The organism is Maribacter arcticus, assembly GCF_900167935.1.
GTDB lineage: Bacteria > Bacteroidota > Bacteroidia > Flavobacteriales > Flavobacteriaceae > Maribacter > Maribacter arcticus.
Map to the genome: position 1 here is coordinate 283,135 of NZ_FUYL01000003.1, position 26,069 is coordinate 309,203.

18 protein-coding genes and 1 tRNA gene are annotated in these 26,069 nt (G+C 36.9%); 9 read left to right on the top strand and 10 right to left on the bottom strand.

Annotated features, from left to right (window positions below; translation table 11 throughout):
• Position 1 precedes the first annotated feature (1 nt).
• From B5X55_RS06600 to B5X55_RS06625, 6 genes are all read right to left on the bottom strand, one after another.
• Positions 2-1,036 (bottom strand): NHL repeat-containing protein, encoded by a 1,035-nt coding sequence (locus B5X55_RS06600; protein ID WP_079511818.1) that lies wholly within the window; start codon positions 1,034-1,036, stop codon positions 2-4.
• Positions 1,036-2,529, bottom strand: coding sequence for a DUF1501 domain-containing protein (locus B5X55_RS06605; protein WP_079511819.1), 1,494 nt, complete (start codon positions 2,527-2,529; stop codon positions 1,036-1,038). Before B5X55_RS06605 ends, B5X55_RS06600 begins: the two co-directional genes overlap by 1 nt.
• Before the next feature lie 2 nt (positions 2,530-2,531).
• On the bottom strand, positions 2,532-4,928 hold the full coding sequence (locus B5X55_RS06610; protein ID WP_234999685.1) for a PSD1 and planctomycete cytochrome C domain-containing protein: 2,397 nt from the start codon (positions 4,926-4,928) through the stop codon (positions 2,532-2,534).
• A 151-nt stretch (positions 4,929-5,079) separates the two neighbouring features.
• The gene (gene rimM, locus B5X55_RS06615) at positions 5,080-5,607 is read right to left on the bottom strand and encodes a ribosome maturation factor RimM (RefSeq protein ID WP_079511820.1); all 528 of its coding nucleotides are present in this window, start codon (positions 5,605-5,607) and stop codon (positions 5,080-5,082) included.
• A 13-nt stretch (positions 5,608-5,620) separates the two neighbouring features.
• Positions 5,621-6,208, bottom strand: coding sequence for a 30S ribosomal protein S16 (locus B5X55_RS06620; protein WP_079511821.1), 588 nt, complete (start codon positions 6,206-6,208; stop codon positions 5,621-5,623).
• 110 nt (positions 6,209-6,318) lie between these two features.
• Complete coding sequence (locus tag B5X55_RS06625; protein ID WP_079511822.1) at positions 6,319-6,561, bottom strand: hypothetical protein; 243 nt, start codon at positions 6,559-6,561, stop codon at positions 6,319-6,321.
• Positions 6,562-6,598: 37 nt separating this feature from the next.
• On the opposite strand from B5X55_RS06625, the gene B5X55_RS06630 reads away from it, so the two are divergent.
• The 6 genes from B5X55_RS06630 to B5X55_RS06655 all read left to right on the top strand — a co-directional run bounded on the left by B5X55_RS06630 (position 6,599) and on the right by B5X55_RS06655 (position 14,644).
• Positions 6,599-7,468, top strand: a complete 870-nt coding sequence (locus B5X55_RS06630) for a carboxypeptidase-like regulatory domain-containing protein (protein WP_079511823.1) — start codon at positions 6,599-6,601, stop codon at positions 7,466-7,468.
• Between the two features lie 10 nt (positions 7,469-7,478).
• A complete protein-coding gene (locus B5X55_RS06635) occupies positions 7,479-8,351 on the top strand; it encodes a carboxypeptidase-like regulatory domain-containing protein (RefSeq protein ID WP_079511824.1) in 873 nt (290 codons plus the stop codon).
• Between the two features lie 152 nt (positions 8,352-8,503).
• Positions 8,504-12,889, top strand: coding sequence for a DNA polymerase III subunit alpha (gene dnaE / locus B5X55_RS06640; RefSeq protein WP_079511825.1), 4,386 nt, complete (start codon positions 8,504-8,506; stop codon positions 12,887-12,889).
• 239 nt (positions 12,890-13,128) lie between these two features.
• Positions 13,129-13,446 (top strand): thioredoxin, encoded by a 318-nt coding sequence (gene trxA, locus B5X55_RS06645; RefSeq protein WP_079511826.1) that lies wholly within the window; start codon positions 13,129-13,131, stop codon positions 13,444-13,446.
• Between the two features lie 123 nt (positions 13,447-13,569).
• Complete coding sequence (locus tag B5X55_RS06650) at positions 13,570-14,499, top strand: DUF58 domain-containing protein (RefSeq protein WP_079511827.1); 930 nt, start codon at positions 13,570-13,572, stop codon at positions 14,497-14,499.
• 71 nt (positions 14,500-14,570) lie between these two features.
• Positions 14,571-14,644, top strand: a tRNA-Asp gene (locus B5X55_RS06655).
• A 139-nt stretch (positions 14,645-14,783) separates the two neighbouring features.
• Here B5X55_RS06655 and B5X55_RS06660 read toward each other — a convergent pair.
• On the bottom strand, positions 14,784-15,656 hold the full coding sequence (locus B5X55_RS06660) for a DUF808 domain-containing protein (RefSeq protein WP_079511828.1): 873 nt from the start codon (positions 15,654-15,656) through the stop codon (positions 14,784-14,786).
• A 222-nt stretch (positions 15,657-15,878) separates the two neighbouring features.
• Between B5X55_RS06660 and B5X55_RS06665 the strand changes: the two genes are divergently transcribed.
• Both B5X55_RS06665 and B5X55_RS06670 read left to right on the top strand, forming a co-directional pair.
• Positions 15,879-17,555: a sulfatase family protein gene (locus B5X55_RS06665; protein ID WP_079511943.1), complete on the top strand. Its 1,677-nt coding sequence runs from the start codon at positions 15,879-15,881 to the stop codon at positions 17,553-17,555.
• A gap of 93 nt (positions 17,556-17,648) precedes the next feature.
• Positions 17,649-18,080: a BLUF domain-containing protein gene (locus tag B5X55_RS06670; RefSeq protein ID WP_079511829.1), complete on the top strand. Its 432-nt coding sequence runs from the start codon at positions 17,649-17,651 to the stop codon at positions 18,078-18,080.
• 367 nt (positions 18,081-18,447) lie between these two features.
• Here B5X55_RS06670 and B5X55_RS06675 read toward each other — a convergent pair whose 3' ends face one another.
• Positions 18,448-19,470, bottom strand: coding sequence for a nucleoside hydrolase (locus B5X55_RS06675; RefSeq protein ID WP_079511830.1), 1,023 nt, complete (start codon positions 19,468-19,470; stop codon positions 18,448-18,450).
• Between the two features lie 241 nt (positions 19,471-19,711).
• On the opposite strand from B5X55_RS06675, the gene B5X55_RS06680 reads away from it, so the two are divergent.
• Positions 19,712-21,343, top strand: a complete 1,632-nt coding sequence (locus B5X55_RS06680) for a carboxylesterase/lipase family protein (protein WP_079511831.1) — start codon at positions 19,712-19,714, stop codon at positions 21,341-21,343.
• A 243-nt stretch (positions 21,344-21,586) separates the two neighbouring features.
• Here B5X55_RS06680 and B5X55_RS06685 read toward each other — a convergent pair whose 3' ends face one another.
• Positions 21,587-24,628 (bottom strand): DNA polymerase III subunit alpha, encoded by a 3,042-nt coding sequence (locus B5X55_RS06685; RefSeq protein WP_079511832.1) that lies wholly within the window; start codon positions 24,626-24,628, stop codon positions 21,587-21,589.
• Positions 24,629-24,759: 131 nt separating this feature from the next.
• Positions 24,760-25,974: a DNA polymerase IV gene (dinB, locus tag B5X55_RS06690; RefSeq protein WP_079511833.1), complete on the bottom strand. Its 1,215-nt coding sequence runs from the start codon at positions 25,972-25,974 to the stop codon at positions 24,760-24,762.
• Positions 25,975-26,069: the final 95 nt, after the last annotated feature.

The following is a 26,069-nucleotide window of genomic DNA, read 5'->3' on the forward strand; positions in this document are numbered from 1 at the left end:
GCTAGATTCTATTTAGCTTTATTGGATAGGTCTTTCCTGAATTCCATTGTGCAACGTACAAATTCTCATCATCATCAACACAAACATCATGAGGGTGGGTAAAAATTTTGATAGCTTGATACATTGGTCTCAGTCCGGCTTTTTCATATAAGGGAGCACAACCACCTGGTGCTGAAATTAATTTATTGTGTTTATCCAAAATTGAAATAAAGCCAGTGCCATCTGACCCATCACCAGACCATATCGTTGCCAAGTAAACGTTATCCCCTTTAATTACGGGCCTACATATGAATGCCCCAGGTAAATCTATACTTTCTATAAATTCACCTTCCATGGTAAAACGCTTTAGTTTATTCTGTTTCCTAGCCGTGATTAAAAGCTCAGGATTTTTACCATTTCTTGTATCAATACAAATACCATGAGCATTCTGAAATAGATGATTTTCGTCGCCTTTACCCCCAAAAGTTTGTAATAATTCTCCTTGGGCATTGTACCGCATTATATATTGTGCACCATAACCATCAGCAATATAGACATCCCCATTTTCGGCAATAGCTGTCTCTGTCGGTATATATTGTTCTTTTGAACTATACTTTCCGGATTCTTTCGGATAGGTAAAAACTTGAACTACCTTACCGTCAATAGTCGTCTTTATAACCTCATGACGGGTGTTATCTGATATATAGAGAAAGTCCTCCCCATTTTCAACGTTCAAGGTTAAACCGTGAGCGCCAGGATAATCTGTCCCCCAGGTTTCTAACAATTTACCAGACCGGTCATAAACAATCACATTGTTTTTAATATGATTCGTTAAGAGCAAAATCCGACCTTTAGAGTCTTGTACCATCTCATGACAATCATTCACTGGGTAGTAATTCGGATTCAACGCGCCCCAATTTAAATCAATTTTATACTGGTGACTACCATGCCCAATAATAGCATCTTTATAACGTAACAGGTTTGCACTTACCGAAGAATACGTCAATATCCCAGCCGAGGCAGCAGCAGTATTTATAATAAATTTTCTTCTCTCCATTATGCTAAAATATCATTGATTACTTTACCTTCTACATCGGTTAGCCTAAATCGTCTACCTTGATATTTATAGGTAAATTTTTCATGGTTGATACCAAGTTGGTGTAACATTGTTGCTTGAAAATCATGTACATGCACAGGGTTCTTAACAATATTATAGCCAAATTCATCTGTTTCGCCATAAACCATACCCGGTTTTATACCACCACCGGCCATCCACATGGTAAAACATCTTGGGTGATGATCTCTACCATAAGTAGTATCTGTAAGCAAACCTTGAGAATAATTAGTTCTGCCAAATTCGCCTCCCCATATCACCAAGGTATCTTCTAATAACCCACGTTGTTTTAGATCTGCTACCAACGCTGCAGAAGCTTGATCTACGTCTTTCGCTTGTTTTTGAATAGCACCAGGAAGGTTATCATGCTGATCCCATCCCATATGGTACAATTGTATAAAACGAACATCTTTTTCGGCTAATCTTCTAGCCAACAAACAGTTTGCTGCAAAAGTACCTGGAATTTTAGCATCTGAACCATACATTTTATAGATGTAATCTGGCTCACCATCAGTATTCATTACATCAGGAACCGAGGTTTGCATTCTGTATGCCATTTCATACTGTGCAATTCTACTTTGTATTTCAGGATCACCCGATTCTTGATAATGTTGATCATTAAGTTCGGCCAATTTGTCTAGCATAGACCTTTTCACATCTGCAGTAGTCCCTTTAGGGTCATTCAAATACAGCACCGGATCTTTGGCAGCTCTAAACTGAACACCTTGATGAAGAGAATGCAAAAACCCATTTCCCCATAGTCGCGTATATAGTGGTTGCCCGTTTGGCCTACCCGAACCTCTAGAAAGTAAAACCGTAAAAGCTGGCAAATTCTCATTCTCACTACCCAAACCATAACTCAACCAAGAGCCAATGCTTGGCCTACCTGGCTGTTGTGATCCTGTTTGAAAAAAGGTCACTGCTGGATCATGATTTATTGCTTCGGTATACATAGATTTTATGATACAAATATCATCAACCATCTTAGCGGTATAGGGTAACAGATCACTTACATATGTACCATTTTTACCATGCCGTTGAAAGCCAAAATTAGACCCCACAAGCGGGAACCTATCTTGTCCCGATGTCATACCAGTTAATCGTTGTCCGTTACGTATAGATTCTGGTAAATCTTCTCCCCTGCGTTGATTCAATAATGGTTTATAATCGAACAATTCAAGTTGAGAAGGACCTCCACTTTGAAAAAGATAGATAACCCTTTTTATCTTAGACGGATGATGCAAAGAATCTAAAACACCCTTTACTCCACCAGCTCCACTATCGGCTGTATATAAACCATTAGACCCTTTTCTGAATAAATTATTCCCGATTAAAGACGCTAATCCTATACCGCCAACGCCCATTGCCGCTTTTCCCAAAAAAGACCTTCTGTTCAATATTAGCGATCGCTCTTCAACTATTTTCTTTTCGCTCATAATCAGCCTCTATTTATAGTTTCATCTAAATTCAAAATCGTGTGCGCCGTTAACGTCATTGCAACCAACTTCTTTTTATTTATGTCTGAAGGCACACTACTTCTTCCAATACTTAAGTACTCATCGGTTGAGATATCTCCTTTTTCAACTTTTTCTAACATTTCGGTATAATAGGCAACCAATGATTTAATCTCAACTTCATTAGGCAATCTAGAAGTAGCCTTATAGAATAGTTTCTTTATCTGTTCATTCTCCGAATTCGGATTCGCAACCATCTCACCTACTGCAGCTACCCGTGCTGCTTCAACCATTTGTGGGTCATTAAGAAGAACTAGGGCTTGTAATGGTGTATTTGTCTCTTGTCGTTTTACTGAGCAATAGTCTCTAGAACTACTATCAAAGGTCATCATACTTGGCGGTGGTACGGTACGTTTCCAAAACGTATACAAGCTCTTTCTATACACATCATTACCTTCACTTAGTGTATATGAAGCTGTACTTCCACCTCCGCCACCAGTGGTTTCTTCCCAAATCCCATCAGGTTGGTATGGTTTAACACTTGGCCCACCCACCTCTCTATTCAACAATCCGCTAAAGGCCAAAGCTTGATCACGTATAGCTTCAGAAGATAAACGCAAACGAGAGACACGTGCTAAATATTTATTCTCTGGATCCTGCTCCAATTTCTCTTTGGTAGTTTTGGTATCTTGTTGATAGGTTGCAGACATCGCAATATATTTCAACATTTTTCTGGTATCCCAACCTTCAATACGGTATTTAATAGCTAAGAAGTCTAATAACTCAGGATGTGTGGGCAATGAACCTTGATTTCCAAAATCAAATGATGTTGCTACAATTCCATTACCGAACATCCGCTGCCATAACCTATTTACAGCTACTCTTGCGGTTAGCGGATGCTCATCTTCAAAAAGCCATTTTGCCAGCCCTAATCTATCCTTAGAGTATCCCTCAAAAGGTAGTATAGATTTTGGTGTATCAGGAAATACCTCCGCGCCATATTGGTCATAAATTCCTCTATCTAAAATATAGGAAGACCTTGGCTTTACCATTTCTTTCATAACCATTACCGGTACTTCTTTCAGCTCACTTTTTTGCAAATTGATAAAACCTAAAACGTCTTTAACTTCTTTTGAAGTAACCGTTATGTATGGGGTAGGTAATTCTGCTGCATTGGCCAACAAACCTTGCTCAGGAATAGTATTAAAAAAACTATAAAATTGAAAATGTTCTTTCTGACTTATAGGATCATATTTGTGATCATGACAACGGGCGCACTCTAAGGTAAGACCTAAAAATGCAGTACCTAATGTTGTGGTTCTATCTTCCACATACTCCACCCGATACTCTTCAGGAATTACTCCACCTTCTGCTGTAATTTTATGGTTTCTATTAAAACCTGTGGCTAAAATCTGTTCTAAATTGGCATTTGGCAATAAATCACCTGCCAACTGATACGTCACAAATTGATCATAAGGCATATTCTCCTTAAAAGCATGTATAACCCAGTCTCTCCATGGCCACATCGTACGCTCAAAATCATCTTGATAACCGTGCGTATCTGCATATCTAGCAATGTCCATCCATTCTGCAGTCATATTTTCAGCATAGTCGACCGATACGAGCAATGAATCTATGATTTCTTCATACTTCTCTTTTGATGGATTAGCAGCAAATTTTTCTACCTGTTCTAAAGTTGGAGGTAAACCAGTAAGATCAAACGTAATTCTTCTCAGCAACTTTTCACTACTTACAGCATCACTAGGGCTCAGGTTTTTTTCTTTAAATTTATCTAAAACAAAGGCATCAATCTCATTATTCCCCCAAATACTATCACCTTCATGCACAGGAATTTCTGGCTGAACTGGTGGAATAAATGCCCAATGCGTTTTATACTCCGCACCTTGTGCTATCCATTTTTGTAATATCGCCTTTTCGTAATCTTCAAGAACCAAATTAGATTCTGGCGGAGGCATTAATTGGTTTGAATCTTCTGCATAAATTCTATTTACCAATTCACTTTTAGAAACATCACCTGGTACTATGGCAAAGTGATCTTTGAGTTCCCCCAACACTTTATACGCTTCTTCAGGAGAATGAAGCGAAAAACCTCCCTCAACAGCATTCTTATCAGGACCATGACACTTAAAGCAACGATCCGACAAAATTGGTTTTACATGAAACGTGAAATCTATTTTTTCAGGAACTTGATTATTGTTATCCCCTTCTGCTAAAGCAATTGTTTTTTCAGATTTAGAGGTACAACTCACTAAAGCAACACAACAGAAAATTGCTACAATAAATATAACGGAAGACTTCTTAAAATTACTTATCATAGCATGCATGTTACAATACAATACTGAACTTACGAACTTTACCATATAGTAATAGTTAAAATTCGACCAATAACGATACAAGACCTCTAAATAATACTATTAATCATGCAAATTAAATGTGAAAATTTTATGATTATCACAATTAATAACAGATATATCGTTAAAACTATAAATAAAAGGAATTAGGTCTTGATTTTTAAGACAGGTATAGGTCGACCAAACCTTCTGGTGTACTTACATGTATGGTCTTATTCTCACGATCTACTTTGGTAATAATTTCATCGTTTAGAGGAATAAGCAATTGTTTGTCATCTTTTTGAACCTCGAACAAGGCTTGTGCAGTACTATCGTTAATACTTTGAATAATACCAATATCACCATGAACATCGTCTAACATGGTAAAACCAATAACCTCGTGAAAGTAGAATTTATCACCTGTAAGTTTTGGCAATTGATTTAGTGGTAAGTAAAGACCACATTTCATAATACGGTCTGCATCTGATTCAGATTTTACTTCTTCAAAATCTATACGAAGTAGATTAGATTTATGAAGCCGACATCTTTTAATAAAAAATGGAACCAGATTGTTTCCTAAAGAAACGAATACTGATTCCATGTTTTCGTATATCTCGGGGTCATCAGTATCTAGTTTTACTAGCACCTCACCTTTGAAACTATATTTCGAAACGATATTACCTAGGTAGAAACAATCTTCCTTTTGCATCGTTTCTTGTAAATTATGCTTTATCTTCTTCAGTAGCAGGAGCTTCTGGAGTTGCATCTGCAGCTTCAACAACTTGTTCTGGCTCACCAGCAGCTTCAACAGCTTCTACTTCAGCTTCAGCACTTTCGCCTTCTGGAACTTCAGGAAGTAATGCAGCAGCAGCTTCAGCAGCACGCTTATCATTTACTTCTTTCTCTGCTTTTAATGCAGCAACTCTAGCGTCAGCTTTTACTTTATCTAAACCACCTACTTTATCAGCGATAGCTTGTTCTTTTTCAGAAACCCAAGTGTTAAATTTTTCTTCAGCTTGCTCTTCTGTTAAAGCTCCTTTACGAACACCACCTAATAAGTGATGCTTTAAAAGTACACCTCTATAAGAAAGAATAGCTTTTGCAGTATCTGTAGGTTGCGCACCGTTTTGCAACCATTTTACTGTACTATCAATATCAAGTTCAATTGTTGCAGGGTTTGTATTAGGATTGTAGATCCCTAATTTCTCTAAGAATTTACCATCTCTTTTAGCTCTTGCATCTGCAGCAACTACCCAATAGAATGGTTTTCCTTTTTTACCGTGTCTTTGTAATCTAATTTTTACTGGCATATCACATTAATTTGTAGGGTGCCCGACCCTTGGTTATTAATTCTTTTTATTTCGCTTACTCTTAAGCGGGTGCAAATATAGCTGATTTTGACAAATACACAACATAATTTTTACAGTTTATACGAAACCTTCAACATTACCATTCTTGGCAAAATAAATGTGCGTTGATCGGTAATTAAAAAATCAGAAAAGGAGCTTTGTTGTTTAAATTTAGTGTCAAAAATATTGCTCACCTCTACTTCAAAACCCCACTCACTATCCTCTTTTTGGTAAAACAAGGAGGTATTTGTCTGCCATATTATATTATCATTAATAAGATTTACCTTATGATTTATAGTGAATTTACGTATCATAATTATTTACTTTTGAATATTAATAAGCTAACAACAAATGACAAGCAAAAACTTCATTATTCTTTTTATTATTCTTTTCACAAACTTTTTATATTCACAAATTAACAGCACTGTCATAGATTCTATATCTCAAGACCCCATACCGCATGTAAATATTTGGGTAATAGACCAAGATGTAAGTACAATGACTAATCTTCAAGGAATATTTAGCTTACCTAAAACTTATGGAAATAAAACATTGGTGCTTTCTGCGGTTGGCTATGTAACTAAAAGAGTATACGTAGATAAAATTGGCGATAGCATAACTATGGCACCACAAGTGGAGTACTTGGAAGAAGCTACTGTATTTGCGCCATCTAAAAAAAAGAAACTTTTTAAACTTGCGAGTATAATAGATAGGTCAAAATTGGGGGCCTACTTACCAGGATCTAAAAGCGCTAGAACCATGTTCGCTAAATACTATCAGTACGATGAAGATTACCAAAAAACACCGTTTTTAAATGAGATAAAAATTGCCACAAATAGTGAAATTAAAGATGCCAAATTCAATGTTAGATTATTTACCGTCAATAAAAACGGAGAACCAGAAGGCTATATCTACCCAAAAAATATAATTGTAACCGCAAAAAAAGGAAAACATAAAACAAAGATTGACCTGTCTTCGTTAAACCTAAAAATACCTAAAGAAGGTTTTTTTATCGCTATAGAATGGCTTTATCTTAAGGAAGACGGCTACTATTGGGACTCATACCAACCCGAAATGGGTTTTATGCAATTAGAAACCCATACAGGAAGTTGGCATTACCGCTACGGTAGATGGGTGAAAATTTGGAAGAATAGAGGTGAACATAAACATTATAAAGAGAAGTATAACCATTTAGCCATGGAGCTAGTTTTAAGCAATTAAATTATTCCCTATGTTTTTGAGTCCATCTTTACCTGTCAGAATATTAATTATTTTCCTTTATACCAACACGCTATTTTCTCAAATAAAGGCTATTGTATTAGACTCGATAACCAAAGACCCAATCCCTTATGTAAATATTTGGGTACAAGACTGGAATCTTGGTACAATGAGCAATACAGACGGAAGCTTTAAACTTGGCAGCTTTAACGGTACTAAAACAATAGTGTTTTCTGCAGTTGGTTACATAACCAAAAAAATAGCTAGTAATCAAATAACCAATACCATTCAACTTATACCGCAAATAACATACTTGGAGGAAGTTGTAGTCTTAGCGACATCAAAAAGAAAAAAACTAACCCAAAAAGTTGGAAAAATTCAACACTCTAAATTAGGCTTCTACTTGCCGGGATTTAAAGAACAATGGATATTTGCAAAATATTTTAGATATCAACCATATTATAAAAAGACACCCTATTTAAATGAAGTACGCATTGCAACCCATAGTGATATGGAAGATGCAAAATTTATTTTAAAATTGTACACTGTTAATAGTAAAGGAGAACCAGAAGGTTATCTTTTCAAAGACAACATCATCGTAACCGCACGCAAAGGCAAAAAAGTTACTAAAATAAATTTACAAGCATTAAAAATAGCTTTCCCTAAGGAAGGTTTTTTTATTGCAGTTGAGTGGATACCTTTTCAAAAGTATAGAAGAATGTGGGGTGCCATTCAACCAGAAATTGGTTTTATGCAACTAGAAACTCAAAAAGACAGCTGGTATTACCGGTATGGAAGATGGAATAGAATTTGGAAATTAACAGAATTAGAAAAATATAGAAACAAATACAATCACTTAGCCCTTGAACTGGTTTTAAGCAATTAAAGTCTGAAAAGGTTTCTTACTATAAACAATTAGATCAAGGTCGTTAATAACTCCTAGCAACTCCACTTTTTCAACACCTTACTTTTTAGTAATTTTATAAGCACTTTTTAGGCCAATGAACAGGCCTCTTTTGAACACTCATAAAATTCGCTATGTACCTCATCTTTGATACCGAAACCACCGGTCTTCCTAAAAATTGGAATGCTCCTTTTACTGACACGGACAACTGGCCACGTTGCATACAAATTGCTTGGCAATTGCATGATGACATGGGGATGTTGATTGAGCATCAAGATTATTTGGTAAAACCAGACGGTTTTACGATTCCGTTCGATGCAGAACAGATTCACGGTATCTCGACCGAGTTGGCAGAACAAAAAGGTATTCCGTTAGCAGAAGTTTTAGAGAAGTTCAATATTGCAATGTCCAAAACCAAATTTATTGTTGGGCAGAATGTAAAGTTCGACCTTAATATTATGGGTGCAGAATTTCACCGTTTAAGTGTTGAAAATCCGTTGCAAGAACTTCCTGTTTTAGATACTTGTACTGAACACACTGCTAAATTGTGTCAGATTCCTGGTGGCCGTGGCGGTAAATTCAAATTACCCACTCTTACAGAGCTACATCAGTATTTATTCGGCGAACCTTTTGGGGAAGCGCACAATGCAACGGCAGATGTTGAGGCTACAACTCGGTGTTTTTTAGAGTTGGTCAGAAAACAACAATACACTACCGAACAATTAGATGTTCAGCCTGATTATTTCAAAAATTTCTCGGAAGCTAATCCGAAAGAAATCGAACTCATCGGTCTTAAGCATATCAATCTCAAAAAAGCATCTAAGAAAATTTCAGATGCGCTGTGGGCGAAAGATACCGGTGGCGTTTCTCAAGAAGAGATAAAAGAAAATATAAAGACCTTAGAAGATGCGACCTTTGCCCATCTTCATAACCATTCCCAATTTTCGGTATTACAATCTACTATTTCCGTAAAAGATTTGGTAAATGCCGCTGGTGATGCAGAAATGCCGGCAGTTGCAATAACTGATCATGCCAATATGATGGGCGCGTTCCATTTCGTAAAAGAAATAGGTGCGTATAACAAATCTGTTCAAGCTAAGAATGCTGAAGCAATTGAAAAAGGTGAGGAACCTACGGCAAAAGAAGTAAAACCAATTATCGGCTGTGAATTCTTTGTCTGTGAAGACCATACCAATAAAAGTGTTAAGGATTACGGATATCAGATTGTTTTATTGGCCAAAAACAAAAAAGGATATCACAATTTGGCCAAAATGTCTTCTATCGCTTATACGGACGGGTTTTACTACGTGCCGCGTATCGACAAAAAAGTAATCCAAAAATACAAGGAGGATATCATTGTATTGACCGGTAACTTGTATGGTGAAGTACCCGGAAAAGTATTGAACGTCGGTGAACACCAAGCTGAAGAAGCCTTACTATGGTGGAAACAAGAATTTGGTGACGACTTGTATATGGAACTCATGCGCCATGGCCAGGAAGATGAAGAAAGAGTAAACAAGGTGTTACTAGAATTTGCCAAAAAACATGAGGTAAAACTCGTCGCTACAAACAACACCTATTATTGCGCTAAAGAAGATGCCAATGCACATGATGTTCTGCTCTGCGTAAAAGACGGAGAAAAACAAGCTACGCCAATTGGTCGAGGAAGAGGGTACAGATACGGACTACCGAATCAAGAGTACTATTTTAAGTCTCAAAATGAGATGAAAGAACTCTTTAAGGATTTACCCGATGCTATTTTAAACATATCGGAAATTCTTGATAAGATTGAACCGTATGAATTAGCACGTGATGTACTCTTACCTGTTTTTGATATCCCAGAAGAATTTAAAGACCCTGAAGATGCTAAAGATGGAGGAAATCGTGGTGAAAATGCCTATTTAAGACATATCACTTATGAAGGCGCTAAGAAACGATATCCAGAAATTACACCAGAAATAAGGGAACGTATCGATTTTGAATTGGATACGATTCGAAACTCAGGATACCCCGGATACTTTTTAATTACGGAAGATTTTATCCGTGAAGCCCGAAATATGGATGTATCGGTAGGCCCGGGTCGTGGCTCGGCAGCCGGTTCTGTAGTAGCCTATTGCTTAAAAATTACCAATATTAACCCCCTTAAATACGATTTACTTTTTGAACGTTTCTTGAATCCGGATCGTGTGTCCATGCCCGATATTGATATTGATTTTGATGACGAAGGCCGTAGTAGGGTAATGGACTATGTAATCAAAAAATATGGCTCTAATCAAGTAGCGCAGATTATCACGTATGGTACCATGGCCGCCAAATCTTCAATTAGAGATACGGCTCGTGTACTTGATTTACCCTTGAGTGATTCCGATAGAATAGCGAAATTGATTCCTACCATGTCCAAATTGAGCAAAATTTTTGGACAAAGTGAAGCAGATTTAAAGAAAAAATTTAGGGCCGATGATTTAGAAAAAATACATCAGCTTTTAAACATACATGACGGTGATGACTTAGAAGGGCAGACCCTTAAAATGGCCAGAATATTAGAAGGTTCTGTGCGTAACACCGGTATTCATGCCTGTGGGGTGATTATTACACCGAGTGACATTACCGACTTCGTCCCCGTTGCCACGGCCAAAGATTCCGATTTATATGTAACCCAATTCGATAACTCCGTTGTTGAAAGTGCTGGCTTACTAAAAATGGATTTCTTGGGATTAAAAACCTTGACCTTAATCAAGGATACCGTAAAAATTGTAAAGGCAAAACATGGTATTGATTTAGTTCCTGATGATTTTCCGTTGGATGATGAAAAGACCTATGCACTTTTCCAACGTGGAGAAACGGTAGGGGTTTTTCAATATGAATCTCCCGGGATGCAAAAACACATGAAGGATTTGAAGCCTTCCGTTTTTGATGACCTTATTGCCATGAATGCCTTGTATCGCCCTGGTCCGATGGAATATATACCTAGTTTCATTGCCCGTAAAAACGGTAATGAAGAAATCGCTTATGACCTTCCAGACATGGAAGAATATCTTAAAGAAACTTATGGTATTACCGTATACCAAGAGCAAGTGATGCTTTTGTCGCAAAAACTGGCAGGCTTCTCTAAAGGTGATGCCGATGTTTTACGAAAAGCGATGGGTAAAAAAATCTTTGCGGTACTGCAAAAAATGAAACCCCAATTTTTAGAAGGTGGCGCTGCAAATGGGCACCCTACAGAAGTTTTAGAGAAAATCTGGAAAGATTGGGAAGCCTTTGCTGCTTATGCATTCAACAAAAGTCACTCTACCTGCTACGCATATATCGCTTATCAGACCGCCTATTTAAAGGCTCACTACCCTGCCGAATATATGGCAGCCGTATTAAGCAATAATATGAACGATATTAAGCAAGTAACATTCTTCATGGAAGAATGTAAACGCATGGGCTTAGATGTACTTGGACCAGATGTGAATGAATCGTATTACAAATTTGCAGTAAACAAACAAGGGGCAGTTCGTTTTGGCATGGGCGCCGTAAAAGGTGTTGGCCGTGGAGCTGTAGAGACCATTGTAAAGAACCGTCAGGAAGATGGTTCTTTTAAATCGGTATTTGATTTAACAAAACGTATAGATCTTCGGGCAGCGAATAAGAAAGCATTTGAAAATTTAGCGGTAGCAGGTGGTTTTGATTCTTTTGGCACCTCACATAGAGCCCAATATTTTCATGATGAGGGTGATGGAATTACCTTTTTGGAAAAGGTTATCAAATACGGAGCAAAATTTCAAGAAAACGAAAACTCAGCACAAGTAAGTTTATTTGGCGATGCCAGTGAAGTACAAATTCCTGAACCTATGGTGCCCCCTTGCGAGGAATGGGGAACCATGGAAAAGTTGCGTAGGGAAAAAGAAGTAGTAGGCATCTATATTTCTGGTCATCCGCTAGATGATTTTAAAACAGAAATAAAGTCTTTCTGTAATGCCAATGTTGCCTGTGCTACAGATTTGCCGAGTTATGTGAACAGAGAACTCACCTTTGCAGGCGTTATCACCGATGTTCAGCATAGAGTTTCTAAAAATGGAAAAGGTTGGGCCGCATTTACCATGGAAGATTATACAGACTCCTTTGAATTTCGAATTTTTGGGGAAGAATATTTAAAATTCCGTCATTTTCTAATGATCAATTCTTTCGCTTATGTGAAGCTCTTTGTTCGCGAGGGTTGGACAAATAAAGACACGGGCAAGAAAGGTGACCCAAGAATGCAATTCAACAGTTTTATGATGCTGCAAGAGGTTATGGAAACCTATGCACGAAAATTGACCATAAAATTAAACATCACCGAATTAGAAGAAAACAAAGTACTGCAGTTAAAAGACACACTTGTAAATCATAAAGGAGAGCATCCTATTAATTTTATAGTGTATGAGATGGAGGAAAAAATAAAGGTCAATTTATCGAGCAGAAGACAAAAAGTACAAATCTCGACTGAATTATTACATCGGCTTGAAGAACAAAATGTACATTATAAATTGAATTAGACGAACTGAATTAAAACAACAATACTAAATTGAGTCTTTATCTCGTTAACAACACAGCTCTATCATGTACAAGCCTAATAGCAACCGTATAACTTAAATTTAGATAAGGATACGTGAAAACTAGCTATATATATATTGATAAATTAGCTTGATACCTTTATAGGTAAAACGAATCGTGACCCCGTAAGGAATCGGAAGAATAATTGACTAAATTTGCATAATCAATAAAAGTAAATAAGATGGCATTAGAAATAACAGATGCTACTTTTGACGAGGTAGTTTTAAAAAGCGATAAACCAGTAGTAGTAGATTTTTGGGCAGCATGGTGTGGTCCTTGTAGAATGGTTGGTCCTATTATTGACGAAGTTAGTACCGAATATGAAGGTAAAGCTGTCGTAGGTAAGGTTGATGTTGATGCAAATCAAGAATTCGCTGCAAAGTACGGTGTACGTAACATACCAACAGTATTGGTGTTTAAAAATGGCGAAATTGTAAGCAGACAAGTAGGTGTTTCACCTAAGAAAGTTTACACAGATGCTATTGATGCTGTTTTATAAGCTGTTTATATACAATATAATTTTCTTAAAAAGAGGATGTCTAACAAGTCATCCTCTTTTTTTTACCTAAATCTTAGCAGTTCAACCTTTGGAAGGTAGGGGGCAATTACTATCTTTAATCTCGTGAACTTACAATCAGAATTAAATAAATCATCTTTATTCTCTAATCTTGAACTACTTGCCAATCAAGTAGTAGAAGGGTTTATTAGTGGTATACACAGAAGTCCGTTTCATGGCTTTTCTGCAGAATTCGCAGAGCACAAAATCTACAATAACGGGGAAAGCACAAAGTATATCGATTGGAAACTATTTGCAAAGACGGATAAGCTCTATACGAAACGCTACGAGGAAGAAACCAACCTCAGGTGCCACATGATTTTAGATAATTCGGCATCTATGTATTATCCCGAGGTTGAAAATCTAAGCATCGATTCATTAAATAAAATCGGATTTAGTGTTCTAGCTATAGCAGCTTTGATGAACGTTCTTAAAAGACAACGAGACGCCGTTGGCTTAAGTATCTATTCAGACAGTTATAATTACTATGCTCCAGAAAAGGGAAGCGAGCGTCATTTTCAAATGTTATTGGCGCAATTAAGTGAGATTGGTAAAACAAAGAACCCACCAAAAGAAACGAAGACGTATACCTACCTACATCAGATTGCAGAAAATATAAAACGTCGTAGCCTAATATTCTTGTTTACCGACATGTTTCAAACCGAAAAAGATGACGAAGAACTGTTCAAAGCACTACGCCATTTGAAATATAATAAGCATGATGTGGTCCTTTTTCACCCGATGGACAAGCAACATGAATTATTTTTCAATTTTGAAAATACTCCAAAACGATTTATTGATGTTGAAACAGGTGAGCATTTAGACCTTTATGCAGACAATATCAAAGATGCCTACCATGAGCAAATAAGCAGCTATATTGCTGATATTAAGATGAAATGCGCTCAATATAAAATTAAATATGTGGATATTGATATTAAAAGTGATTTCTATACAGTACTTAACACGTTCTTAGTTGAACGAAATAAATTTCTTTAGACTAAAAAAATTTAAAGAAAATGTTTGTGCAATTCAATAAACAACATATATTTGCACTCGCTAAACGCTACGGTCTGGTAGTTCAGTTGGTTAGAATACCTGCCTGTCACGCAGGGGGTCGCGGGTTCGAGTCCCGTCCAGACCGCAAGAAGCTCTCAAGAAATTGAGAGCTTTTTTCGTTTATAAAAATTTCTTAGGAATAACACTAACTAAAGCGACTAGTTAAGTAGCTATATAACACTAAAGGTTTTTTATTAAATCACTTTGTAAAAAACAACGTAACTCTAGGTGGTTTTAAAAAATACTTTCTTAAAGGCCATAAATAACAGTAGTGCAACAAAGCCGACAGCCAAGCCGACACCAAACTCCACAAGTATACTTGGCACATTAGGCAAAAGATGATGAAAAAAATCAATGTTGTGAACAAAAATACCACCAGAAACTAGTAGCAAGGCAATTGTTCCGATTACCGAAAGCGCTTTAATCACCTTAGGTAATGCATTAACAAAAAAGTGCCCTATTTTATCTGAGATACTATCATCTTCTTTGTTGAGGTTAATTAATCTAAATCCGAATTCATCCATTCGAACAATTAGTGCCACAATACCATAAACACCTACCGTTGCTAATAATGCTACCACAGAAACTACAGCAATTTGAGTTACTAAAGGTTCTTTAATCACTGCGCCTAAAGCAATGATTACAATTTCTATACTTAAAATAAAATCGGTTACTATAGCCGATTTTACCTTTGTCTTTTCCATTTCCAAAATTTCTTCCTCGCTTATTTCTTCCATTTCTGCAACAGCATGGGCATGCTCATGGGGTACAAAAAATTCGTAAATTTTTTCGGCACCTTCAAAAGCAAGGTAGACTCCGCCCAACACCAATACCACCGTTACTGCCCAAGGTAAAAAGGCACTTAATAAAAAGGCTATTGGTAGAATTATAATTTTATTGAGAAGAGACCCTTTTGTAATGGCCCACAACACAGGCAGCTCACGTTTAGAAACAAAACCAGAAGCTTTTTCTGCATTTACCGCTAAATCATCGCCAAGTATACCTGCAGTTTTTTTAGTTGCAATTTTACTCATTGCCGCAACATCATCTAACAGTGCTGCTACATCATCTAAAATCGCAAAAAATCCTGAAGCCATTGTTTTGTATTTTGGTCAAAAAAAATTTATCCAAATCATATTTTAGAATTCTATCCGTATAAATGGTAACTTGAGACCCATTTTTAAGAGCTATCAGCCTATTTTTATTATAGGTATATCTAATATCCAACTAAAGAACGAAACATATCAAAGCATACCTATTAATAAAGATTGCTCTATTTTATGTACCTTAATTTTCTAATTAAACAACCAAGACCTTTCATGAAAAATTTCATATACCTATTAGGAATTACTTCTCTTTTATGCATAGGTTGTAACTCTAAGAAAGAAGAAATTCTACAAACTAGACCTAATATTGTTTTCATAATGTCTGACGATCACGCGTATCAGGCAATTTCTGCATACGACAATAGTTTGATTGAAACACCGAATATAGATCGTATTGCAAAAATGGGAATGCTGTTTACCAATGCAAGTGTAACCAATTCTATATGTGCACCTTCTAGAGCCGTAATTCTTACAGGAAAGCATTCTCACATCAATGGTAAAATTGACAATCATTTTCCTTTTGACACTACTAATGTCACCTTTCCACAGATTCTTCAAAAGGCAGGCTACCAAACGGCAATGTTCGGAAAACTCCACTTTGGAAATAACCCTAAGGGATTTGACCAATTCAAAATCCTGCCAGGTCAAGGCGCCTATTACAATCCTGATTTCATTACAAAAAATGAAGGTGAAATCAATGTAAAAGGGTACGTGACTGATATTATAACCGATATGACTTTAAACTGGCTAAAGACCGAACGCAAACCAGAAGATCCTTTTTTATTAATGTATTTACACAAAGCACCACACCGTTCTTGGTTAATGGCCGAACGCCATATGGAAGAATTTACCAATAGAACCTTTCCAGTACCGGCAACACTTTTCGATACCTATGAGGGTCGCCCTGCTGCGGCAGAGGCTGAAATGAGTATACTAAAACATTTAAGCTGGACAGGGGATAATAAAATTTACCCTGAAACCATCGATGAAATGAACGAACCAGAAATAGGCATCGATAAAAGAAGATTTGAAAATTCGGTAGGTAGAATGAATGCTGAGCAAATGGTCAAATTTAGAGCTCATTACGATAAAATAAATGAAGATTTTAAAAACAACTACCCTTCACTCAGCGATGAAGACAAAATGAAATGGAGATACCAACGCTATATGCAAGATTATCTAGGCACTATTAAATCTGTTGATGAAAATGTAGGTAGGGTGTTAGATTATTTAGAAGAAAATGATTTAATGGAAAATACCATCATCGTCTACACCTCTGACCAAGGTTTCTATTTAGGGGAACATGGTTGGTTCGACAAGCGTTTTGTGTACGATGAATCGTTTAAAACCCCACTTCTTGTTGCATGGCCCAACAAAGTAAAGCCGGGCACAACATCAGATGAAATGGTTCAGAACTTAGATTTCGCACAAACATTTTTAGATGCAGCCGGTGTAGAACAACCAACAGATATGCAAGGGGAAAGCCTAATGCCTATTCTTACTGGTAAAATGGAAGACTGGAATCGCGAAGCTGTTTACTATCATTATTACGAATATCCAGCAGAGCATATGGTTAATAGACATTATGCTATTATCACCAAAGAATACAAATTAATTCATTACTATTTTGACTTAGATCATTGGGAATTAATAGACCGATTAAAAGACCCTAAAGAATTAACGAATGAATATGATAACCCTGCTTATTCTTCTGTTAAAGAGAAACTGCATAACGAGTTAGAAGAAGTAAGAAAAAAGTATGGTGACAGTGATGAATTGAACCAAGAATACATAAATACCTTTATGGACGATGTAGAGAAAAATGGCATTTTCGGAGTCAATAAAGGGAAGCTAGGTGAGATTATTAAAAAACGCAATGAGAATAAGTAAAGATTAACTATTTTCTGTTATAGCTCTATTTAAGTCATGTGGTGTTGAAATAAATTTAAGATAAAATAGTTTAATTATTAGTAAATTCTTACCATGAAATCAGTCTTATACATTAGTGAAGCACTAAATTCATTTACGGCTCAAGAACTAAAAGAACTCTCTTTATCTTCTGTGCAGAATAATAATAGTAATGGAATAAGTGGATATTTATACTATAAAGACAAACATTTTCTACAATATGTTGAAGGAGATGAGCAGCATATTGATGAATTAATCAAAACAATTAAGTTAGACCCAAGACATCGGTTAATAATGGCCATTGAAGAAAATAACTTAGAGGAAAGAAGATTTCCAGATTGGGGTATGAAAAGTATCGTAGAAGTAATGTTCAGTAATAGTGTCGTTGAAACTACTATAATTAAAACATTGACATTATTTAAAGACAATAATTTAACGCTCAGTGCATCATCAAAAAGTCAATTGTTCAGATTGATGGATGAATTATCGGTAAGTGTGCTAGCTTAGCTGCTCAGACAAAGCCTATATCTCTTTTTTAAGCTTCTACAGACCTAATAACTATATTAATTACCCTTTGTGGTGTTTCTCAAAGAAGAGTAAGTAAGTGATCGCTAAAACTTAATGGTTATTATATTTGGTTTGATCTATAATTAGCTTGTATAAAGCAAATACATTGGGGTATAATTGGCTGTGGCGATGTTGCAGAATTAAAAAGCTGTGCACCTTTATAACAGGTCAACAACCCAAAACATGGTCAATAGCTAATGATAAAAGTGACCGTAGACTATTTTCTTAGCAAAGGCGAAAACCCCTGCCCCGCTGAAGATGTATTATTGTTTATGGAACTATTAGAGAATTTGAGTGGACGAACTACTTAATTTTTCTGTTTTGATAGTAACTCTAATTTAGCATAAAAATCTTCGAATAGAAGTCTGTTATCTAATTGTTGATAAACTCGAATAATTCTACCGTTTAGGTTAGTTTCATAAACTCCAACATCATTAATTCTTGGCGCTTGCTTAACCACATAAGTACTTGAAGATGGATCTGGCTCAAAAGAAGATTGAATAGCGGTCAATAGCACTAGGGGGTTATCTCCATAAATATAAACTTCACCAATAGGTATATTCCATGTATTCATTTTACCTAAAGCTTCTTTCATTACCCCATATAAATGGTTACCCAATTCACCCTTTCCTTTAACTCTTGTTAAAAGTTCAGCGTCAGACATTATCGGTTGCCTGTATACATTTCTAGGCACTTGCCATAACATTATGTTAGAGGTGTTGAAAATGACCTGAGCAGCTTTAATATCAATACCCAAATTGTATTCTAAAGTGGTATATCCTGGTGGTGGTATGGCAATGTCTGTATATTCTGGCCCACCAATCCATACTAAGGTTATTTTATCTGCAATTTTAGGCTCTAACAAATATGCACTTGCGATATTGGTTAAACCACCACCACAAACTACATAAAGAGGCAAATCTGTATCTGTTCGCATTGCTTCTTTAATAATTGCCTGTACGGCATCACTGTCTATTGGTTTCTTAACATCAGTCATGCTTTCACTTTTATCAGTGTAGACCTGTATCGAGTTTTCCAATTTTAAAATCTTTAGAATCTCTAACGCTTTCTCTTTCGCATACTCAGAAGTTCCTGGACCCCCAAAACCTCGTTCATATAAATGAGAAGCAATTACTCCACGTATCTCTACCGATGGTGACATCAAATGGTGTGCTAATTGAAAAAGTCCGTCTGGATCACCCCCTAAATCATTATCGATAATCACCCGCATACGTGGTTTTACCAAATCGTTTAATTCTGACAAATCATCCTGTTGTGAAAAACTAAAGATTGAAAAAGTCAAGAAAAAGCAAAATAATATCGATTTCATAAGATTCAGATTAGCATCTAAATTTAGGTTTTTTATAGATAATACATTCTACTAAATAGCAGGTTAGCGATATCAAACAAAAGAAGAACCTATACAATCAAAAAATAATTTCAGAAATATCTTTCGGTTTTTGTTTTTCTAACACGCGTTCATAAGAATGTTTTTAATTAACAGATGGTCAAATATTTAAAATAATAAATGTATTATTGTTACATATTGAGACAATAGAAAACTTATCCAAATGAAAAACATACAAATTCTAATATTCATTCTAATTCTATCTAGCAACTATTCCCCAGCGCAAGAGACCAACTCATTTCCTGTTCAAGTAAAAATTGAAAACGGAACTATAGAAGGTAATTATGACACCCATAATGGTATTCAGCGTTATTTCGGAATTCCATTTGCTAAACCACCAGTAGGTGAACTTCGTTGGAAAGCTCCACAACCGCTAGATAATTGGGATGGTATAAAGGAAACCAAAGCCTTTGGACCAAGACCGATGCAAACTATGGTTTTTGGTGATATGAATTCTAGGTCAAATGGAGTTAGTGAAGATTGTCTTTATTTAAATGTTTGGACACCGGCGAACATGGATACTAAAGATTTACCAGTACTTGTTTACTTCTTCGGAGGTGGTAATGTTGCCGGTGATGCATCTGAGCCACGATATGATGGTGAGAGCATGGCTAAAGAAGGTATCGTTGTGGTAACTACTAATTATCGTTTAAATATATTTGGTTTTTTAGCGCATCCAGAATTAAGTGCAGAGGCCTCATATAAAGCATCAGGAAATTATGGCTTATTAGACCAAAACGCAGCGTTAAAGTGGGTGAATAAAAATATTTCTGCTTTTGGTGGCGACCCGAATAAAGTAACCATTGCTGGCGAATCGGCTGGATCAATTGGCGCAAGTCAACAAATGGCTTCGCCATTATCAAAAAATCTAATTGCTGGTGCAATAGGGGAAAGCGGTGCTTCAATAAACCCTACAATGTCTCCGGTGACTTTAAAAGAAGCTGAAAAAACAGGATTAGAATTTGCTAAAAGTATTGGATATCCTACACTTGCGGAATTACGTAAATTGAGCACAAGAGAAGTATATGAATTATACAATAGTTCAAAAAGATTTGGGTTCTCTGCTGTATTAGATGGCTATTTTTTACCTAAGACCCTTCCTGAAATATTCGAAAGTAAAGAACAAGCCATGGTACCCTTATTACTTGGTTGGAATTCTGCCGAAATCCCCGGTATGGCATTTACCCAAGGTCCTTATTCCGAAGAAAATTATGTGAACAAGGTAAAAGAAGCTTACCCTAAGGAATATGCCAAGGTATTAGAATTGTACCCACATGGGTCAGAAAAAGAAATTGAATTATCGGCCACGGCATTAGCTTCTGACCGATTCATATCTTACAGTACCTGGAAATGGTTTGATCTTCATAGAAAAAATAGCAACCAACCTGTATACCGTTATTTATACAGCAAATTAAGACCATCTCTTGTTGATAACAACCTTGCTTCAGGTTTAGCTGGAGGAACAGTAGAAAAAGGATCTGAAGCACCACCAATGCCAAAAGCAGTTGGTGCGCCACATGCTTGCGAAATTGAATACTGTATGGGAAATTTACACTTGGTAAAAGACTATGCTTGGACTGCAGATGACTTTAAGGTTTCTAAAGACATGATGACCTATTTCGCTAATTTTATTAAAACTGGCAACCCGAATGGAGAAGGTTTACCAAATTGGGAAGCCGCAGAACCAAAAGACAGTAGACCTTCTGTTATGGTAATCGATACAGAAAGCAAATTAATAGAAGCCGAGAATGATGCACGTTACGAGTTTTTAGATAAAGCCTATAAAAACAATTAAAAGGATAGTTTTATAATTGGTATTGGGTTTCTTAAAAAGAAATACCAATTATGTTTTTTGAGTTACATTTTGTTTTAAATGTAACCACCAAAACCCGTAAATTGCCCCCATGAAAAAAATCATTCAAATTATTGGTGCCTGGTATGGCGCAAAGAAAATTGGAGGTGGTAAATGTGGATGTATAGGAACCTTTTTTGTATTTCTTATATTATTCTGGATTTTAGGATACGTACTTGACGCTTTTTAAGCAAGCTGATTCCCTAATCTATTTTCTTCTTGGTCATTCATTTTCTTTTGGTCAAAAACTTTGACGCTGGTTTTCATATCGGCATACCTTGGATCTTGAACAAAATCTTGTTTTTGTAGTTTGATAACTTCTATGCTTAAAAAGCCGAATTCGCTTACCACCTTACCATAGAATCGGTAAATACCTCTACCTCTAAACATAAATTTAGCAGCTACCGGCGGAAACAATACGGTGTCAAAAACCTGCCCTTGTTGATCTATTAGTGTTGCAAAATACATCGCCTTATTTGTATGTGTTTTAGTGCGTTTAACAGTCACCAAATAGCCATAGATATCGATATTTTTATTCAGGAATCTTTCAAAATCTTTACTGCCCGTGCTATTCAATAGCGGTTCTGACAAGAGCTCGAACGGGCTACACAAACTAAAGCCCAACAACTCTAGTTGCGTAAAAGCAACCTCTAAATTGGTACTGTATAATGAGGGAATTTCAAAATGTTGCTGCCGTGGTGCAAAAAGTTTGGGATGGTCTATTTTTTTTGTCTTGTTCAAAAAAAGATGTGCTTTCCATAACAACTCGTGTTTATTAGCATCCGTAAACCTAAAGGCGTCAATTCGTATCAAAATACTTACTTGCTCTATGGAAATAATCAAGCGGTCTAGAAAATCTTCCAACGAAATAAAAATTCCATTAGCATAGCGCTCTTTCAAAATACGCTCCATAACACGTTCTTCCAATTCACGTAAATAACCTAAGCCTAAATATAAATCGGTATTATATATTCGATTACCAGCATTACTTTTGTTTACGCAAGGCGGATGTATGGTAGCACCCAATATACGAGCTTCATGTACATAAAACTCAGGCCTATAAAATCCCCCTCCATTGTTAAGTACTGCCACCATATATTCTAACGGATAATAGGCGCGCAAAAACAAACTCTGATAGCTCTCTACCGCGTACGAAGCTGAGTGGCCCTTTGCAAAGGCATAACCAGCAAAACTAGCCACTTGGTCCCAAATTTCTTTAATGAGCTTTTCTTCATACCCCTTCTTTCTACAGTTATCCATAAACTTGTCCTGAACTTTTTGAAACTCTTCCCGAGAACGAAATTTACCGCTCATTCCACGTCTCAACACATCAGCTTCACCCAAATCTAAACCTGCAAAATGGTGTGCTACTTTAATAACATCTTCTTGGTATACCATAACCCCATAAGTTTCTGGCATAATTTCTAACATCACTGGGTGCGCCAACTCCTCTGCCCTACCTTTATTACGATGGCGTAGAATATACTCTCGCATCATTCCACTTTTAGAAACTCCTGGGCGAATGATAGAACTCGCAGCCACCAGCCCCAAGTAGGTATCCACTTCTAGCTTCTTCAACAACATGCGCATAGCGGGCGATTCCACATAAAAACAACCCATACATTGCGCCATTTTCACCATGTTATTGATTTTAGGGTCTTTTTTAAACGCCTTAATATCATGAATATCAAACTTGGAGAATTCCTCTGGGCGGTCACGCTCCAAAATATCCAATGTCTCCTTTATTTTAGATAATCCGCGTTGTGCGAGAATATCGAATTTATAGAGTCCGACATCCTCCGCAATCACCATATCGAACTGTGTGGTAGGAAATCCTTTTGGAGGCATATTGGTCGCCGAGAACCAATGAATGGGTTTCTCGGTAATTAAAATTCCGCCCGCATGTATACTCAGGTAATTGGGCATGCCGTGTAGCAACTGCGTGTATTTTAGCACTAAAGCCGAAATAGTATCTAGACGACCCGCTTGAATAGTACCATCGCAGAGCAAATCGATTTCATCTTTAGGAAGGCCAAATACCTTGCCCAGTTCACGTATAACACCGCGCGACTGAAAAGTAACATAGGTACCTAACAGCGCTACATTCTCAAATCGGTTAAAAATATACTCGGTCATTAAAGGTCTATCCCTGTGCGAAAAATCGATATCAAAATCTGGTGGATTAACGCGATACAGATTAATAAACCGCTCAAAATACAGGTCGAGCTCCATTGGATCTACATCGGTAATAAAAAGCAAATAAGCTACAATACTATTGGCACCACTACCCCGCCCCACATAAAAAAAGTTCTGCTTTCGTGCGTGCGAAATAATATCCCAATTAATGAGAAAATAAGAGACAAAACCCATCTTTTTAATGAGGTAGAGTTCTTTTGCTAAACGGTCTAAAATTGGTTGATCAATTTCTGGATATCTATAGGGCAAGCCCTCTTGACAGAGTTTTTCCAAAAAAACCTCATCCTCTTCCTTTGTTTTTAAATAAGTTTGAAGGTTCTGTGGTTTTCGGCCTTCAGAAAAATCAAAATGAATGGAGCAAGAATCCATCAACCGCTGTGTATTTTCTAGAATAAAACTATGTTCAGAAAAATGTGCCGCCAGATTAGGGATAGAATACATTTTTTCATCTTCACTCGCCTGTTCTGTAACCGACAACATACTGAGCAAGGTGTTATTATCAACGGCACGTAACAATCGGTGCGCATTAAAATCGCGTTTATTTCTAAACGTTACGGGCTGCAACAATACTATTTTGTCTCGTTGCTCCAATAATTTCGAAAAACGGAGTCGCTTTAATTCGCTAACAGAAACTCCTATAAACTCATTTTCTGCAAAGCTTTTCTTTTCATTCTGAAGCACTTTTTCAAACGGATAAATAACATATGCATGTTCAAACTTCGGAGCTATTTCTGGGATGTTCTTTCCTTGATGAATATGGTCTGATAGAAAATTATTGAGCTCTAAAAATCCTTCATTATTCATTGCAATACCTACAAAACAAGGCTCTACTCCGTTTCTAAAATCAATACCCAAAATAGGCCGTATATCATATTCCGATGCCTTACGAACAAAGTTTAAGCAGGCAGATGTATTGTTGATATCTGTCAATGCCAATTGCGTCACGTGATGCTCTTTTGCCAATTGCAAGAGCTCCAGTTCTGAAAAGGTACCGTAGCGAAGGCTGTAATATGTATGGCAGTTTAGGTACACGTTTTTTGTTGTTCGTTTTTTGTTTTTTGTGCTATTCGCTTGGCGCTGTTCGCTATTCGCTAAACGCTGGTTTTTGGTGGTTGGTCTTTTTGCGTTGGGCGCTAGGCGTTTTGCGCAATGCGCTTCAAAAACTAAAGCTTCCGGTGTGCTAGCACAACAGGTGGCAGGCCGTTAAAAGGATTATGCATTCGCCCAATAGTTTTGGCTCCCATGCCCGATGCTCGTAGTACACTCTTATCTCCATAGCGTTTACGAATTTCATCCATCGCATTATAAAGACTTAGAATTTCTTCGGTATCATCGAACAGATTAATTTGATAATTACCAGTAACCAAATGACTAAAACGTATGCCTATCAACCGTACCAATAGCCTACGGTTATATAAATTCTTGAATAAATCTAAAATCTTGGGAATCAAAATATGGTCGGCACTCGTATAGGGAATGCGTAGTTGTTTTGAATAGGTGTTAAAATCAGAATATCGAATTTTTACTGAAATACACGCTGTCAACTTTTCACCTCGTCGTAATTGATACGCTAGATTCTCGGTCATGGCAATGAGAATACCTCGCAGTCTATTTACATCAATAGTATCCTTATCAAATGTACGTTCGGTTGAAATCGATTTTCGTTCACAGAATGGGATTACGGGCGTATTATCTATACCGTTGGCTCTTTTCCAAATAACACCTCCATTGGCTCCCAATACCCGCTGCATGACCTCCATAGGCATTTCTTGTACGGTTCGTACTTGTCGTAAACCCAAATTTCGCAAGGTCTGGTAGGTTTTATCACCCACCATAGGGATTTTCTTTATAGAAAGTGGCGCTAAAAAAGGTTTCTCCAATCCTTCATCAATTTTCAATTGATTATTAGGCTTGGCCTCATTTGTTGCTACTTTAGAAACAACCTTGTTTGCCGATAGGCCAAAGGAAATGGGGAGTCCGGTTTCTCTGATGATTTTCTTCCGCATTTCAGAGGCATACTGGTAGCAACCAAAAAAACGGTCCATACCAGAAAGGTCTGCATAAAACTCATCGATACTCGATTTTTCAAATACGGGAACATACTCTTTGATGATTTCCGTCACCAAATCTGAGTGCTTGCTGTACTCCCCTGCATTACCACGAATCACAAAAGCTTCGGGACATAGTTCGCGGGCCATTTTCATGGGCATACCAGAATGCACTCCAAACCCGCGGGTTTCATAACTACATGCCGCTACCACACCACGGTCTCCCGTACCACCCACTAGCAAGGGTTTATTTTGCAACTCACGATTATTGAGTCGCTCTACGGATACATAAAATGTATCTAAATCTATGTGAAGTATGGTCTTGCTCATAACTATCCCTCCAAAAAAATCGGGATAGCTAAATTATGGATTATTTCCAATAATTAGGATTTATTCCTAATATTAACATTATTATATTTTAATAG